The sequence below is a fragment of the Pseudomonas sp. genome, assembly GCF_049300855.1.
Taxonomy (GTDB): Bacteria; Pseudomonadota; Gammaproteobacteria; order Pseudomonadales; family Pseudomonadaceae; genus Aquipseudomonas.
The window spans coordinates 65912-80953 of sequence record NZ_JBAQKH010000016.1; the positions used below are offsets into that span (position 1 = coordinate 65912).

13 protein-coding genes are annotated in these 15042 nt (G+C 61.1%); 2 read left to right on the forward strand and 11 right to left on the reverse strand.

Annotation, left to right across the window (positions count from 1 at the left end; genetic code table 11):
* Positions 1 to 48: 48 nt before the first annotated feature.
* Positions 49 to 1263 carry a phosphoserine phosphatase SerB gene (gene serB, locus WA225_RS05445; RefSeq protein ID WP_158959860.1) on the reverse strand — a complete coding sequence of 405 codons (1215 nt, stop codon included), beginning with the start codon at positions 1261 to 1263 and terminating at the stop codon, positions 49 to 51.
* A gap of 134 nt (positions 1264 to 1397) precedes the next feature.
* Here serB and WA225_RS05450 point away from each other — a divergent pair, with 134 nt between their 5' ends.
* Positions 1398 to 2903, forward strand: coding sequence for an AhpA/YtjB family protein (locus WA225_RS05450; RefSeq protein WP_175553003.1), 1506 nt, complete (start codon positions 1398 to 1400; stop codon positions 2901 to 2903).
* Positions 2904 to 3299: 396 nt separating this feature from the next.
* Here the strand turns inward: WA225_RS05450 and WA225_RS05455 are convergent, their stop codons facing one another.
* The 9 genes from WA225_RS05455 to WA225_RS05495 form a co-directional block, all read right to left on the reverse strand.
* On the reverse strand, positions 3300 to 4010 hold the full coding sequence (locus WA225_RS05455) for a PqiC family protein (protein ID WP_064117177.1): 711 nt from the start codon (positions 4008 to 4010) through the stop codon (positions 3300 to 3302).
* A gap of 177 nt (positions 4011 to 4187) precedes the next feature.
* Complete coding sequence (gene parC / locus WA225_RS05460; protein WP_422607150.1) at positions 4188 to 6452, reverse strand: DNA topoisomerase IV subunit A; 2265 nt, start codon at positions 6450 to 6452, stop codon at positions 4188 to 4190.
* A 7-nt stretch (positions 6453 to 6459) separates the two neighbouring features.
* The gene (locus WA225_RS05465) at positions 6460 to 6984 is read right to left on the reverse strand and encodes a retropepsin-like aspartic protease family protein (protein ID WP_007915776.1); all 525 of its coding nucleotides are present in this window, start codon (positions 6982 to 6984) and stop codon (positions 6460 to 6462) included.
* Positions 6981 to 7970: an esterase-like activity of phytase family protein gene (locus WA225_RS05470; RefSeq protein WP_422607151.1), complete on the reverse strand. Its 990-nt coding sequence runs from the start codon at positions 7968 to 7970 to the stop codon at positions 6981 to 6983. The genes WA225_RS05465 and WA225_RS05470 overlap by 4 nt, the downstream gene beginning before the upstream one ends.
* Positions 7970 to 9877, reverse strand: coding sequence for a DNA topoisomerase IV subunit B (gene parE, locus WA225_RS05475; RefSeq protein ID WP_422607152.1), 1908 nt, complete (start codon positions 9875 to 9877; stop codon positions 7970 to 7972). The genes WA225_RS05470 and parE overlap by 1 nt, the downstream gene beginning before the upstream one ends.
* A 41-nt stretch (positions 9878 to 9918) precedes the next feature.
* Positions 9919 to 10527, reverse strand: coding sequence for a YqiA/YcfP family alpha/beta fold hydrolase (locus WA225_RS05480; RefSeq protein ID WP_422607153.1), 609 nt, complete (start codon positions 10525 to 10527; stop codon positions 9919 to 9921).
* Positions 10528 to 10829: 302 nt separating this feature from the next.
* A complete protein-coding gene (cpdA, locus tag WA225_RS05485; protein ID WP_422607154.1) occupies positions 10830 to 11645 on the reverse strand; it encodes a 3',5'-cyclic-AMP phosphodiesterase in 816 nt (271 codons plus the stop codon).
* Positions 11646 to 11744: 99 nt separating this feature from the next.
* Positions 11745 to 12197 (reverse strand): DUF1249 domain-containing protein, encoded by a 453-nt coding sequence (locus tag WA225_RS05490; protein ID WP_034151669.1) that lies wholly within the window; start codon positions 12195 to 12197, stop codon positions 11745 to 11747.
* On the reverse strand, positions 12188 to 12805 hold the full coding sequence (locus tag WA225_RS05495; protein WP_422607155.1) for an NUDIX domain-containing protein: 618 nt from the start codon (positions 12803 to 12805) through the stop codon (positions 12188 to 12190). The genes WA225_RS05490 and WA225_RS05495 overlap by 10 nt, the downstream gene beginning before the upstream one ends.
* 224 nt (positions 12806 to 13029) lie before the next feature.
* On the opposite strand from WA225_RS05495, the gene WA225_RS05500 reads away from it, so the two are divergent.
* A complete protein-coding gene (locus tag WA225_RS05500) occupies positions 13030 to 13776 on the forward strand; it encodes an RsiV family protein (protein ID WP_242208832.1) in 747 nt (248 codons plus the stop codon).
* Here the strand turns inward: WA225_RS05500 and cytX are convergent.
* Entirely contained in the window at positions 13745 to 15037 is a 1293-nt protein-coding gene (gene cytX / locus WA225_RS05505) for a putative hydroxymethylpyrimidine transporter CytX (protein WP_422607156.1), read from the reverse strand. The two genes, WA225_RS05500 and cytX, sit on opposite strands and share 32 nt — an antisense overlap.
* Positions 15038 to 15042 lie beyond the last annotated feature (5 nt).

The window sequence follows — 15042 nt, forward strand, 5'->3', positions numbered from 1 at the left end:
ATATTCCTTTGTAGGAGCTGCCGAAGGCTGCGATCTTTTGATCTTTAATTACAACTGCCCGTCACGATCGCGGAAACCCAGCAGATACAGCACGCCATCCAGCCCCAACGTCGAAATCGCCTGCTTCGCCGACTGCTTCACCAACGGCTTGGCGCGGAACGCCACGCCCAACCCGGCAATCGCCAGCATTGGCAGGTCATTCGCGCCGTCGCCGACCGCGATGGTCTGCTCCAGACGCAAACCTTCCTTGTGCGCCAGCTCTTTGAGCAAATCAGCCTTGCGCTGCGCATCGACAATCGGCTCGATCGCCACGCCGGTGCACTTGCCGTCGACCACTTCCAGTTCGTTGGCGAACACGTAATCGATGCCGAGCTTGGCCTGCAACTGTTTGGCGAAATAGGTGAAGCCGCCAGACAGGATCGCGGTCTTGTAGCCCAGACGCTTGAGTTCGGCGAACAGCGTTTCGGCGCCTTCGGTCAGACGCAGCGAGGCGCCGATCGAATCCAGCACGCTGACATCCAGACCTTTGAGCAAGGCCAGACGCTCTTTGAAACTGGCGCGGAAATCCAGCTCACCGGCCATCGCCCGCTCAGTAATTTCAGACACTTGCTCGCCAACGCCGGCAGCCTTGGCCAGTTCGTCGATGACCTCGGCTTCGATCAGCGTCGAGTCCATGTCGAACACCGCCAGACGCCGATTGCGGCGGAACAGCGAATCTTCCTGGAAGGCGATATCGACGTTCAGTTCCTGGGCGACGCTAAGGAATTCGGCACGCAGCGCCTGCGGATCAGCCGCTTCGCCACGTACGGAAAACTCGATGCAGCCTTTGCCTTTGTCGGCCGGGGTGTCGAGCGGCATACGACCCGACAGACGGTCGATATGGTCAATGTTCAAGCCGTATTTGGCGGTGATCGAGCTGACGGCCTGCAACTGCCCGGCCGTCACTTTGCGGGTCAACAGGGTGACGATGTGGCGTTTTTTGCCCTGATTGCCCACCCACTGCTGGTAATCCTCTTCGGACACCGGCGTGAAGCGCACCTGCTGGTCGAGCTCGTAGCCCTTGAACAGAATGTCCTTGAGCACGGATTTGCCTTGCTCGGTGTCGGGAATTTCAACCAGGATGCCGAACGACAGGGTGTCGTGGATCACCGCCTGACCGATGTCGAGAATGTTCACACCACCTTGTGCCAGAACGCCGGTAATGGCCGCAGTCAGACCCGGACGGTCGACTCCGGTGATGTTAATCAGGACGATTTCGCGCAACGCGCACCCCCGCAACTGGAAAAAAACCGCATTCTACCCACTTTCAGTGACCATCGGGCACCGCGAGCGCTTTGCCGGTCTAGGGCCTGTCGCTATACTGCGCGTCAACTTCACGGACAAAAGAGCCGAGCTCAGTGAACCGGCCCACGCCAGTTAAAACCGATAACTTCTTCCTGCTGATCTTCCGTGCACTGCGCCACCGCCGTGTACCGATTGCATTGCGCATTGCCAGCCATAACGTGATCCTGGTCGCTCTGGCCCTGGTGATCTATGCCGGCGTGATGGGTTTGCAATTCAAGCAGGCCATGCACGAGCAGGCCGATGCCCTGGGCGAAAGCCTGACCACGCAGACTGCCACCTCCGCCACGGAGCTGTTGGTGTCCAATGACATCCTCAGCCTCAACGTGCTGCTCAACAACCTGACCAAGAACAAACTGGTGGCCCACGCGGCGATCTACAGCGTGGATAACCGCATCCTCGCCGAGTCCGGTCAGCGGCCCAAGCACAGCCTGCTGGGCGAAGCCGAAGGCATGTACGAGAGCAAGATCACCTTCCAGGACGTGACTGCCGGGCAACTGCGCATCAGCCTGGACATGGATCAGTTCCAGCAGCCGATGACCATCAGCCTGCAAAGCATGGGCATCCTCAGTGCGATTCTGTTGGCGCTGTCGCTGGCCTTGAGCCTGCGCATGGGCCGCTACCTGTCGACACCGTTGCTGCAATTGCGCGTGTGGTTGCGCCGCATCGACGAACACACGCCGGGCATCGACCGTCAGGATGAAATCGGCGATCTGGCGCGGCAGCTGCACGCCAACTACGCGCCGGAGCCTGCACCGGAACCGGAGCCTGAGTTCGAGGACGAAGAGGACGAGCCGGAATTCGAGGTGCGCAACTTGCGGGATCCGAGTTTCGACGAAACCCGTCCGATGGCCGCGCAGAAGCCTGCGCCGCGGCATCTGGTCAGCACCGTCGAAGACGATGATGACGATGACGCATTCGCCGACCTGCGCGACGAGTCGCTCAATGGTGCGCCCCAACCCGTTGTCCGCCAACCGTCGCCAAGCGTGCCGCAGCACACCGCCGTGCTGGCCGTGCAACTGGGCTCGCAGGAACAACTGCGCCGCTTGCCACGGGCACGTCTGGAAGAGTTGCAGGAGCGCTATCGCGATTGCCTCGATCAGGCCGCCTCGCTGTATCAAGGCGAAATCGAAACCCTGAACGATGGCAGCACTCTGATGCTGTTCCACACCGAAGACAGCGGCGACGATTACCTGACCAACGCGATCTGCTGCGGCGAGTTGCTGCGCGCGCTGGGCCATCAGTTGCAAATTGAGGTCGCGGACAGCGGCATCACCCTGCAATTGCAACTGGGCCTGACCTTGGGCGATGAGCTGTTTGGCCTGAGCCAGATTGATCTGCTGCTGACCGATTCGGCGCAGGACGCACTGGCCTTGTCGCAACACAGCCGCAATCTGCTGCTGGTTGAGCGCAAGATCAGTGACGATGCGCTGATTCGTCAGCGTGCACGGATCCGCCCGATCGCCAGCCCTGAGGGCGCTTGCTGTGTGGAGCGGTTGATGGAGCCTTATCCGTCGATGCTCGAGCGGCAACTGGCGCGGATGCATGAGCGCCGGGCGTAAGCTTAAGGCCTGATGTGAAGAAGCCCGCAGACAAGCGATTGTCTGCGGGCTTTTTTGTTGCCTGCACTTTCCCCCTCACCCTAGCCCTCTCCCAGAGGGAGAGGGGACTGATTGGGGGATATTGGAGAGCTACACCGACTTGAGCGCCCTGCTGTGAATCCATAATCGCCAAGCTCTTTGAGGTCGATGTATAGCGCCAGCCCCCTCGGTCAGTCCTTGCTCTACCGAATCCATAATCGCCATGCTCTTTCAGGTCGATGTATAAAGCGAGACACCACGGTCGGCTCCCTCTCCCTCTGGGAGAGGGCTGGGGTGAGGGGCTGTTGATCTTGCCTACCAAACCCCAGACACAACAAAGCCCGCACAAGGCGGGCTCTGTTCTGACTCGATCCAGCGTCAGAAGCGGAACACTTCCATATCCGTACGAATCGGCGAGGCCATTGGAATCTTCGGCTGCTTCTCGGCTTCCGCTGCCGGCGCGGCCGGTTTCGGGGCCGACTTACGCGGTGCTTCAGCGACCGGAGGCTGATTGGCCAACGGTTTCAGCGCCACCGACAATTGCTCGGCCAGGCGCTGCAGCAAAATGCCCTGCGCCTGCACCTGCGAAGCCGTACTGCCGGCATGCAGCTCTTGCAGATGAACGATGCGGTTGTCACGCACCTGACCACGGCGGTCGATCAGACGCCATTGCGCATCGAGAATCGCCGGCTGTTTTTCACCGGAGTCCAGACGCGTGATGGTCAGCAATACCTGCACATCCGGAGTGAACCCGGTCGTGGCCGGCGCCAGTACCACGCGCTGGCTATCCAGATGACCCGCGACCTGGCGCATCAACAGCTGATCAATATCCGACGAAAGGCTACCCGCCCAACGACCATCGGTCGCTGCTTGCAGGCTGCCGTCCGGTTGACGTTGCAGCAGTGTTTCACGTTGCAGGTAATCGGCTACGACCACCGGGCCCAACAAAACCGCCATGCCCGCGCTTTGCGCAGGCTGAACCGGACTTCCGCTGTCCAGTTGATACAGCGACACCGGCTGGTGAACGCTGCAACCCGCCAGGCCCAAAACGCCGGCGAGCAGGAAAATAAGGGGGCGCAGAGCAGTCATCATCCCGTCCAGGTGGCCGCCACAAGGCTGACCACAGTGAAAATACTCAATAAATATGAAGAACGCTCGGCCACGCCGGCGCTTGGAAAGGCCATATCATCCGTGAATATGCGTTCCGACTCCAGCGCCAAAGCGTCGATCTACGCGTTAAATCGTGGATCGACGCCTCTAGGACGCCTAATTGAGGTTTTCGACGAGCAGCGCATCCACTCTCTGGAAGCCCCTTGGAAGCTTATTGCCACGACGTCCACGCTCACCTTTGTAGTGTTCGAGGTCGTCGGCCTTCAGCGACAGGGTCCGTTTTCCGGCCTGCAGCACCAAGGTGGCGCCTTCCGGAATGACGGCGATGTCCGTGACATATTCTTCGCGACTGGCCACACGCTCACCGGGAATACCGATGATCTTGTTGCCTTTGCCCTTCCCTAATTGTGGCAGATCGCTGATTTTGAAGATCAGCAGGCGACCTTCGGTCGTGACCGAGGCCAGCCAGTTGTGTTCGCGGTCAGCCACTGGTCGCGGCGCGATCACTTTGGCGTTGTTCGGCAGGCTCAACAGGGCTTTACCCGCCTTGTTCTTCGCCTGCAGATCCTCGCCTTTGACCACGAAACCGTAACCGGCGTCGGAGGCGATCACGTACAACGCGTCGTCTTCCGGCATCAGCACGCATTCAAACGAAGCGCCCGGTGGCGGTGTCAGACGACCGGTCAACGGTTCGCCCTGACCACGCGCCGACGGCAAGGTATGCGCGGCAACCGAATAGCTGCGGCCGGTGGAATCGATAAACACCGCAAACTGGTTGGAGCGCCCCGCCGCCGAGGTCTTGAAGCCGTCGCCAGCCTTGTACGACAGGCCGGTGGCGTCGATGTCATGACCTTTGGCGGAACGGATCCAGCCCTTTTCCGACAGCACAACGGTGACTTTCTCGTTCGGCAGCAGATCGTGCTCGGTCAACGCTTTGGCTTCAGTGCGCTCGACGATTGGCGAACGGCGGTCGTCGCCATAGGTTTCGGCATCCTTGATCAGCTCGGTACGCACCAGCTTCTTCAACTTGGCTTCGCTGCCCAGCAGGGCTTGCAGCTTGGCTTGTTCCTTGAGCAGTTCGTCCTGCTCGTCGCGCAGCTTCATCTCTTCCAGTCGCGCCAACTGACGCAGACGGGTGTCGAGAATGTAGTCGGCCTGAATCTCGCTGAGAGCGAAGCGCTCGATCAGCTTGGCTTTCGGGTGTTCCTCGGTGCGGATGATGTGGATCACTTCATCCAGATTGAGGTAGGCAATCAACAAACCGTCCAACAGGTGCAAGCGGCGCTCGACTTTATCGAGGCGGAATTGCAGGCGGCGACGTACGGTCTGCACGCGGAATTCCAGCCACTCGACCAGCAAGGCGCGGAGATTTTTCAGCTGCGGCTTGCCGTCCAGACCGATGATGTTGACGTTGACCCGGTAGGTCGACTCCAGCTCGGTGCTGGCGAACAAGTGCTGCATCAGCGCTTCGTGATCGACGCGGCTGTTGACCGGAATGATCACGATGCGGCACGGGTTCTCGTGGTCGGATTCGTCACGCAGGTCAGCGATCTGCGGGGCCTTCGACGGTTTCGCCTGCATCAGCGCGGCGATCTGCTCCAGCACCTTGGCACCGGAGACCTGGTGCGGCAGCGCGGTGACGATGATGTCGCCGTCCTCGACGTGGTACACGGCGCGCATGCGCACCGAGCCCTTGCCGGTTTCGTACATTTTCAGCAGGTCGGCGCGCGGCGTGATGATTTCCGCCTCGGTCGGATAGTCCGGGCCTTGAATGTGTTCGCAGAGCTGTTCAACCGTGGCTTTCGGCTCATCGAGCAGACGCACGCAAGCGGTGGCGACTTCACGCAGGTTGTGCGGCGGCACGTCGGTGGCCATGCCCACGGCGATGCCGGTGGTGCCGTTGAGCAGGATGTTCGGCAGGCGCGCCGGCAGCACCAGCGGCTCCTGCAAGGTGCCGTCGAAGTTCGGTCCCCAGTCGGCAGTGCCCTGGCCCAGTTCGCTGAGCAGTACTTCGGAATAACGCGACAAGCGTGCTTCGGTGTAACGCATGGCGGCGAAGGACTTCGGATCATCCGGCGCACCCCAGTTACCCTGGCCGTCGACCAGCGTGTAGCGATAGCTGAACGGCTGGGCCATCAGCACCATCGCTTCGTAGCACGCCGAGTCGCCGTGCGGGTGGAATTTACCGAGCACGTCACCGACGGTACGCGCCGATTTCTTGTGCTTGGAATCAGCGTCCAGGCCCAACTCGCTCATCGCATAAATGATGCGACGCTGTACCGGTTTCAGGCCGTCGCCGATATGCGGCAGTGCACGGTCCATGATCACGTACATGGAGTAATTGAGGTAGGCACTTTCGGTGAAGTCGGCCAGCGACCGGCGTTCTACACCGTCCAGGCTGAGATCAAGGGGGTTGCTCATGCAGGCCTCATCGGTTCGTTGTCTGGCGCAGCAGCATGGTGCCACCGCGCTGAGTAAATTCAAGTTTGTTCAGGGCGCTCATGCCGAGCAGCACCTGATCGCCATGCAGCCCCGGCGCGACCAGTGCGCGGACGTCCCGCAGCACGATGTCGCCCAGTTGCAGGCGGTCGATTTTGGTTCGATAGCCCTGGCTCAGGCCATTGGCCGTGCTCAGGGTCACACCGAAACCTTCTTCCAGCTTCAAGCGTTTGGCCAGATCCGCCGGGATCGCCACATCGGTCGCACCGGTGTCGAGCATGAACTCCACCGGCTCACCGTTGATCTGACCGCTGGCGACAAAATGCCCCTGGGCATTGCCGGCCAGTTTCACTTCGATAAAACCTTCGCCCTGCTCCGAACTGACCACCACGTTCGGATTCTGCTGGCGTTGCTCCCACTGACCGAAAAACCGCGTGGCCAGAAACAGCGCAGCGCACCACGCCAGAATCATCAGCACCCGACCGGCGCGCTTGCCCGGCGGCTGTTGACTCATGGCTTGGCGCTCCAGCCGCCATCAGGTGCGGCGAAGCGCCAGACGATCGGGCGTTTCTCGCCGTCGGCACGCACGCCATCATTGTTATCAAGGCCAACCCACGCACCTTGCGCGTCCACAATAAGCGCTTCCGCCAGGCCATAAGCCTGTGCATAAAGGCGCGCTGGCTGCAAAGCATCCTCGGCGAACGACCAGCATTGTTCGACTTTGGCGGTCACCGCATCACGACGGCAAATCTGAAAGGCGTTGCGCTCAAGGGTGAACAACTTGCCGTTGAACAGCGACAGATCAGCAAAGTCGCGAGTCACGGCGCGCGCCTTGGGAAACTGCGGCGGCTGCATCTCGACCCCGGCTTCGCTGAGCAGTACGCAGGCGCCGTCGCAATCCCACACCGTTTGCTGACGCTTGATCTTCAGCAGGCCACGGCGCTCACGCTCGGCGGCCAGCCACAACTGATCGCCTGCCGGGTTGATCGCCAGCCCTTCGAACAGCGCGTTGAAGTGCAGCAACATGCCACTGGCCCGGGCTTCTTTCACCAGCATCGGCGAGATTTTCAGCCATGACGCCGGGCCTTGTGGCGGCACTTGCAGCACGGCGGCATGGGCCTCGCTGACAATGTAACGATTGCCAGCGCTGTCGCAGGTGATGCCTTCGAAATCCAGATCACCGCCACGAATGAACGACGCCGCCCAGGTGCGCGAACTCAAGCCCCACGGCAAGCCGCTGTCGGGCACTGGCGGTACGTCGATGTGCACGGTTTCGGCCTGCCAGACCTGATCAGCGGTTTTAAGCCGGTAGATCTGCTCGTCATCGCGGTCGGACACCGTCCACAGTTCGTTACCGCACAGCGCCAGCCCCGACAGATTGCCGCCGCGCATGCCGTCGACCGGATGCTCGGAGAGCAGGCGCAATTGCTGTAACGGCTCAGCCGATACGGTCATTGCACTCAGCAGCAAGGCACCCGCGAAGGCCCAGCCAAACCGCATCAGGCCAACACCTCGGCGAGGTTGCCTTTGGATTCGAGCCAGGTCTTGCGGTCACCGGCGCGTTTCTTCGCCAGCAACATGTCCATCATTTCCGAGGTTTGCGCGAAGTCTTCGCCCAGCGTCAGTTGCACCAGACGCCGGGTGTTCGGGTCCATGGTGGTTTCACGCAACTGCGGCGGGTTCATTTCACCCAGACCTTTGAATCGGGTGACCTGCGGTTTGCCGCGTTTCTTCTCGGCGACCAGACGGTCGAGAATGCCGTCGCGCTCGGCTTCGTCGAGGGCGTAGTAAATCTCTTTGCCCAAGTCGATGCGGTACAGCGGCGGCATCGCGACGTAGACGTGGCCGGCATCCACCAACGGGCGGAAATGCTGGACGAACAAGGCGCAGAGCAGCGTAGCAATGTGCAGACCGTCGGAGTCGGCGTCGGCGAGGATGCAGATCTTGCCGTAGCGCAGCTGGCTCATGTCCGCCGCGCCCGGATCGACGCCGATGGCCACGGCAATGTTGTGCACTTCCTGGCTGGCGAGTACTTCGCTGCCGTCGACTTCCCAGGTGTTGAGGATCTTGCCGCGTAACGGCAGGATCGCCTGAAATTCCTTGTCCCGCGCTTGCTTGGCGGAGCCGCCGGCGGAATCGCCTTCGACGAGGAACAGCTCGGAACGCATCGGATCCTGGCCGGCGCAATCTGCCAGTTTGCCCGGCAATGCCGGACCGGCGGTGACGCGTTTGCGTTCGACTTTCTTGCTCGCCTTGAGACGACGGCCGGCGTTGTTGATCGCCAGTTCGGCCAGCGCCAAGCCGGTTTCCGGGTTGGCGTTGAGCCACAGGCTGAACGCATCCTTGACCACACCGGAGACAAACGCCGCTGCTTCACGGGACGACAGACGTTCTTTGGTCTGGCCGGAGAATTGCGGCTCCTGCATTTTCATCGACAGGACGAAAGCGATGCGCTCCCAGACGTCTTCCGGCGCCAGCTTCACGCCGCGCGGCAGCAGGCTGCGGAATTCGCAGAATTCACGCATGGCATCGAGCAGGCCTTGACGCAAACCGTTGACGTGGGTACCGCCCTGCGCCGTCGGGATCAGGTTGACGTAGCTTTCCTGCACTGCGTCGCCACCTTCCGGCAACCACAGCAGCGCCCAGTCGACCGCCTCTTTATTACCGGCGAAAGCGCCGCAGAACGGCTCGTTCGGCAGACGCTCGAATTCGCTGACGGCGTCGACCAGATAAGAGCGCAAGCCGTCTTCGTAATGCCACTCGACTTTCTCGCCGGTGCCTTTGTCTTCGAAGCTGACCAGCAGGCCCGGGCACAACACCGCCTTGGCCTTGAGCACATGCTTGAGGCGGCTGATGGAGAATTTCGGTGAATCGAAGTATTTCGGATCCGGCGCGAAATAGACGCTGGTGCCGGTGTTGCGCTTGCCGACAGTGCCGACGATTTCCAGCTCGGTGGCCTTGTAGCCATCAGCGAAAGTCATCTGGTATTCGTTGCCGTCACGCTTGACGCGTACGCGCACTTCGGTCGACAAGGCGTTGACCACGGAAATACCCACCCCGTGCAGACCGCCGGAGAACTGGTAGTTCTTGTTGGAGAACTTGCCGCCCGCGTGAAGCTTGGTGAGGATCAGCTCGACGCCTGACACACCCTCTTCCGGGTGGATGTCGACCGGCATGCCACGGCCGTCGTCGCTGACTTCCAGCGAGTGGTCGGCGTGCAGGATGACCTGCACCGATTTGGCGTGGCCGGCCAGGGCTTCGTCGACGCTGTTGTCGATGACTTCCTGGGCGAGGTGGTTCGGCCGACTGGTGTCGGTGTACATGCCGGGGCGTTTGCGCACCGGGTCGAGGCCCGAGAGGACTTCGATGGCGTCGGCGTTATAAGAGCTAGCGCTGGGAGTGGCCATAGGGTCTCGTCGTCAGTCATTCATGAAATAGGGGCAAGACTTCACAGTGCGGTGAAATCGATTGCCTGATACACATCGGCGCCAATGCCGGCAAAACTCAGCAACGCCGGCAATTGCCCGGCAAAGCCCTGAAAACTGTGATCGCCGCCGGCCTGAATGCGCAAGGCACAGGCGCGGTAATACTGCTGGGCGAGGCGATAATCCAGTGTTTCATCGCCGGTCTGCAACCACACCTGATAGCGCTGCGCATCCTGCGGCGCCGGCACTTCCAGTTCGGCCAGGGCCGTGACGTGGTCGTGGGTCAGATCCCAGGTTTCATCGGTATACAGGTTTTTCTGCGGGCCCAGATAGCCGTCGAACATCCGGTGCGGGCTGACCGCCGGGTTGACCAGCAGGGCTTTCAGGCCATGGCGCTCGGCCAGGTGAGTCGCATAGTAGCCGCCGAGTGAGCTTCCCACCAGCAGCGGGCTGTCCAGCTCGGCGATTGCCTGCTCCAACTGACCGATGGCTTCACGCGGGTGATGGTGCAGGGCCGGAACACGCAATTGATCGCTCAAACCCAGTTGCTCCATCACCGTTACCAGCTGACAGGCCTTTTTCGAGGCCGGCGCGCTGTTGAAACCGTGGATATAGAGGATCGAACCGGACATTTGAGCTCCCTGGGTGTCGGTTTGGGTTTGCGGAGTTTACAGGGAGAGAAGAGCGGATTGGGGGTGGTTTCGAGAAATTGGTCATTCAGCAGGAGCGGCCCTCACCCTAGCCCTCTCCCGGAGGGAGAGGGAACTGAATGGGGGATATTTCAGAAGTACGCCGACCCGAAAGTAATTCGCCGAATCCATAATCGACTCGGTATTTCAGGTCGGCGTATGACGCCAGACACCTCGGTCGGCCCCCTCTCCCTCTGGGAGAGGGCTGGGCGGGCGGCGTTCCGATGAGGGTTTTGATTTGTCGCTCAATAGCCGTTGGAGCCGTAGTCGACTGTGAACTCGAATCCAGTCACGCGCTCAACCCCTGTTTCCAGTCGCCCATCCGGCAACAACCGCAACCAGCGATACCCCGGCGCCTGCTCCCCCACCTTAAAATCCTCACTGCCCGGCTCAAACTGAATGCAGGTCGACGGCGAAGCCATCAGGCGCACGCCATTGCGCTCACGATCGATTTCCTGATGCACATGCCCCCACAGCACCGCACGGGCCTGTGGAAAACGATCCAGCACCTCGAAAAACGCCTCTGGATTGCGCAAACCAATCGGCTCCATCCAGGCGCAACCGATCGACACCGGATGATGGTGGAAACACACCAGATGATGGCGCTCCGGCGCCTCGCTCAGCGAGCGGGCCAGCAGTTGCAGTTGATCGTCCTGCAGAAACCCCGGCACCGAGCCCGGCACCGACGAATCCAGCATCGTCACCCGCCAGTTGCCGATATCGACCACCGATTCCAGCAAGGCACTCTGCACGGCGGCCTGGGCCATGATCATCGGCTCGTCGTGATTGCCGGGAATCCACCGCGCCGGCGCGGCGATCTGCGCGCTCATCTGGCGAAACTGTTGATACGACTGCAGCGTGCCGTCCTGCGAGATATCGCCGGTGGCCAGAATCAGATCGATCTGCGGCTGCTGCCCCAGTACCAATTCAATGACCTTTTGCAGGCTGTCGCGGGTGTTCATGCCCAGCAGCGAGCCGTCCGCTTCAGCGAACAGATGGCTGTCAGACAACTGCACCAGCAACGCCGAATCGGCGGTGGTCAACGTGGATACGCTCGGCAAGGCGTTCTCCCAAGGCAAAAGCACGGAATCGATCAAGTGCCGCAATTATGCTGGGGGATGACTGAAAGAGGAAAGCGGCGAACCGGACGCAGTTCACAACTAACGAACGACTTCGTACTCGTGCCCCAATGCCAGGCAATGACTCAGCCATTCCCCCAGGAACAGATTGAGCTGAGCTTTTTCATCCGGCTGATGCATCGCCGCGTTCGGATAAGGATAGATGCCGCGAAAGCGTCGTGCATGTTCGGCGCTGACCACTTCGGCCATGCGCGCGTCGTGATAGACCTGGACTTCCAGTTGCGGCACCGGCAGCCAGGGCAGGCTGTGTTCCTGACGCACTTGCAGTGTCGTGGTGTACGGGCAGGTTTGCAGCACTTCAAGGGCCAGCACGCCCAGCATCTGCTCGCCCTGGGTCACGGCGATGCGCCGTGCCTCGGGTTCGTTGCGCATGTCCGGGACCAGTCGCATCAGGCGCGCGTAGTTGGCCTCGCAGGCGGCTTGCAGCCCCACGAGGTCGACTCGATAGCGATCGCGCAGCTTGTTTACAACCATAGCCCCCTCACTTCGGCGCGGTTCAGCGCCAGCCATTGCAAGGCGATGATGCTCGCCGCGTTGGCAATGCGTCCGTCACGGACGGCCTGCAAGGCATCTTCAAAAGCCCAGACCGTGACGCGGATATCTTCAGCCTCTTCTTCCAGGCCATGCAGGCCACCAACGCCCTCGGTGCTGCAACGCCCCAGATACAAATGCACGAACTCGTTGCTACCACCCGGCGACGGGAAATATTGGGTCATCGGCCACAGGGCCTTGATGTCCAGCCCAGCTTCCTCCTGCGCCTCGCGGCGAGCAACTTCTTCCGGCACTTCTTGCTTGTCGATCAGACCGGCGACCAGTTCGACCAGCCACGGATTGGCGGTCTTGCCCATGGCGCCAACGCGAAACTGCTCGATCAGCACCACTTCGTCGCGCTGCGGATCGTAGGGCAGCATGCACACGGCATCATGGCGCACGAACACTTCACGATTGATCTCGCGGCTCATGCCACCGGCGAACAATTCATGGCGCAGGTGCAGACGGTCGAGCTTGTAGAAGCCCTCGTAGCAACGTTCACGCCGCACGACGTCGACGGTGGTCGGAATGGCGTTGGCAAAATCGGTCATGAGCATCCTCGTCTACTGCAAATCCATTACGAGGTTCCAGTTACGGGCAACCTCGACTTCGCGCCATCCTAACGCGCCCGCACCGTTTGATGCAGCCCCTTTACCGTCAGCGGGATGGACGGTGGCGGCGAAACGCACTCTAATTAGCTTAGTGGCGAACTGACTGCTTCGTTGAGAGTCGAAGCGGTAACTTTTTGCCTTCCCTTGCTTTCGAAAGGACGCCCATGTCGCTTTTCAAAATTGCCTCCGTGGCCGCCATTGCCCTGACTCTGGGCGCGTGCGCAAGCCTGTTCCAACCCAACTACCGCACGCCGCTGGAAACCACCCGCGATGCGTCGGAACAACTGAAACCGGGCTGTTCCAACCCTGATTGCCCGCTGGTGAACATCGACACCCTGCGCTTCCCGGCCGAACCTGCGCTGGACGGCATCATCGAAAAACGCCTCCTGCAAATGACCCGCACCGAGAAAAACGCCCCGGTGGCGCCGACCCTGGCGGCCTATCGCGAGCAGTTCCTGGCCAGCGCCGGCCCGCGCAACAGCAGCTACCTGCAAGCGAAAGTACGCGAGCAGCATGACGGCTTGGTGATCATCGAGGTGTCGAGTTACCTCGACACTGGTGGCGCGCATGGCACCCCGGGTCGCGGTTTCATCAACTATTCGCGCCAGCAGCACAAAGTGCTGAACCTGTCCGACATGCTCGTGCCGGGTCAGGAAGAGGCGTTCTGGAAGGCGGCGCAGGTCGCGCACAACAGCTGGTTGATCAGCACCAAGCTCGACCAGGAAGCGGACTTTGTGAAGAGCTGGCCGTTCGTGAAAACCCCGAACGTGGCGCTGACCTATGGCGGCGTGATCCTCAAGTACGACGTGAGCACCATTGCGCCTTACGCGCTGGGCCACGTCGAACTGAAGATTCCTTATCCGCGTCTGAACGGCATTCTCAAGCCTGAGCTGTTTCCCGGCCGTAACTGAAGGCCCGACCCAGCACTAGCTGCAACAGCCCTGCCAGCACCAGCGCCGGCAGGGTTGCGCCGACATCCGGATACAGATTCGCCAGCAAGTGGTAAGTGCTTACACCCCCCAGCCACGCCAACAACGCCGGCCAGCGCAAGGCGGCCGACGCGACCTGAGCACTGCGCTTGCGCAGGATGAAGTGATCGACCAGCACCACGCCGAACAGCGGTGCAAACACCGAACCGATCAGCAGCAGGAAATTCTGGTACTGCGCCAACGGCGCCAGCAGGGCGATCAGCGTGCAGATCACGCCGATGGCCAAGGCCAGATGCTCGACTTTCAGGCGCAACAGAATCCCGCTGGACACCGCTGCCGAGTGAATATCAGCGAAGGCGTTTTCCGACTCATCGAGCAGAATCAACAACAGCGGAATGCCCAGCCCGGCGCCGGCCAGTGCGAGCAACAGTGCATTGACTTCACCGCTCGGCGCGAAGGCCAGCGTGTAGGCGACGCCGAGGCTCATCAGCCAGAAGTTACCGATGAAGAACCCGACCGCAGTGCCACCGAAAACATTCTTCGCCCGCTTGCCGAAACGCGAGTAGTCGGCGATCAGCGGCAGCCACGACAGCGGCATCGCGATGGCGATGTCGAAGCCCACGGCAAACGGCATCGAACCATCTCCGGCGCGCGACCAGAGATCAGCCAGATCGGCTTTGGCGAACAGGTTCCAGGTCAGCCAGAGGCACGCCGCCAGCAACAGCCAGATGCCCCACTTACGCAGGATCTGGCGGACGAAAGTCAGTGGGCCGCTGACCGCGAGCAAGGTGGCCAGCGCGCCGAAAAACAGTGTCCACAACACCGGATTCGACCACAACGAGCCGTCGCTGAACGCGCGGGTGCCGAGCAGGCTGGCGGCATCGCGCATGACGATGATTTCGAACGAGCCCCAACCGATCAGTTGCAGCAGGTTGAGCAGCGCCGGCAGGCTCGCGCCTTTGCTGCCGAGGCTGAGTTTCAGCGCGGCCATCGACGACAGACCGGTGTCGCTGCCGATTACGCCGACGGCCGCCAGCAGCAGAACGCCGACCAGCGTGCCAAGGAAAATTGCCAGTAGCGAACCGGACAGGCCCAGACCAGGCGCGAGCAATGCGCCGGTCTGCAACACCATCAGGCCGATGCCGAGGGAGAACCACAGGGAAAACAGATCACGACCGCCGAATACACGCTTGTCGGCGGGCACGGCGAGATCGGGAGAATAGGTGCTGGGTTGAATGCTCAAGGGTG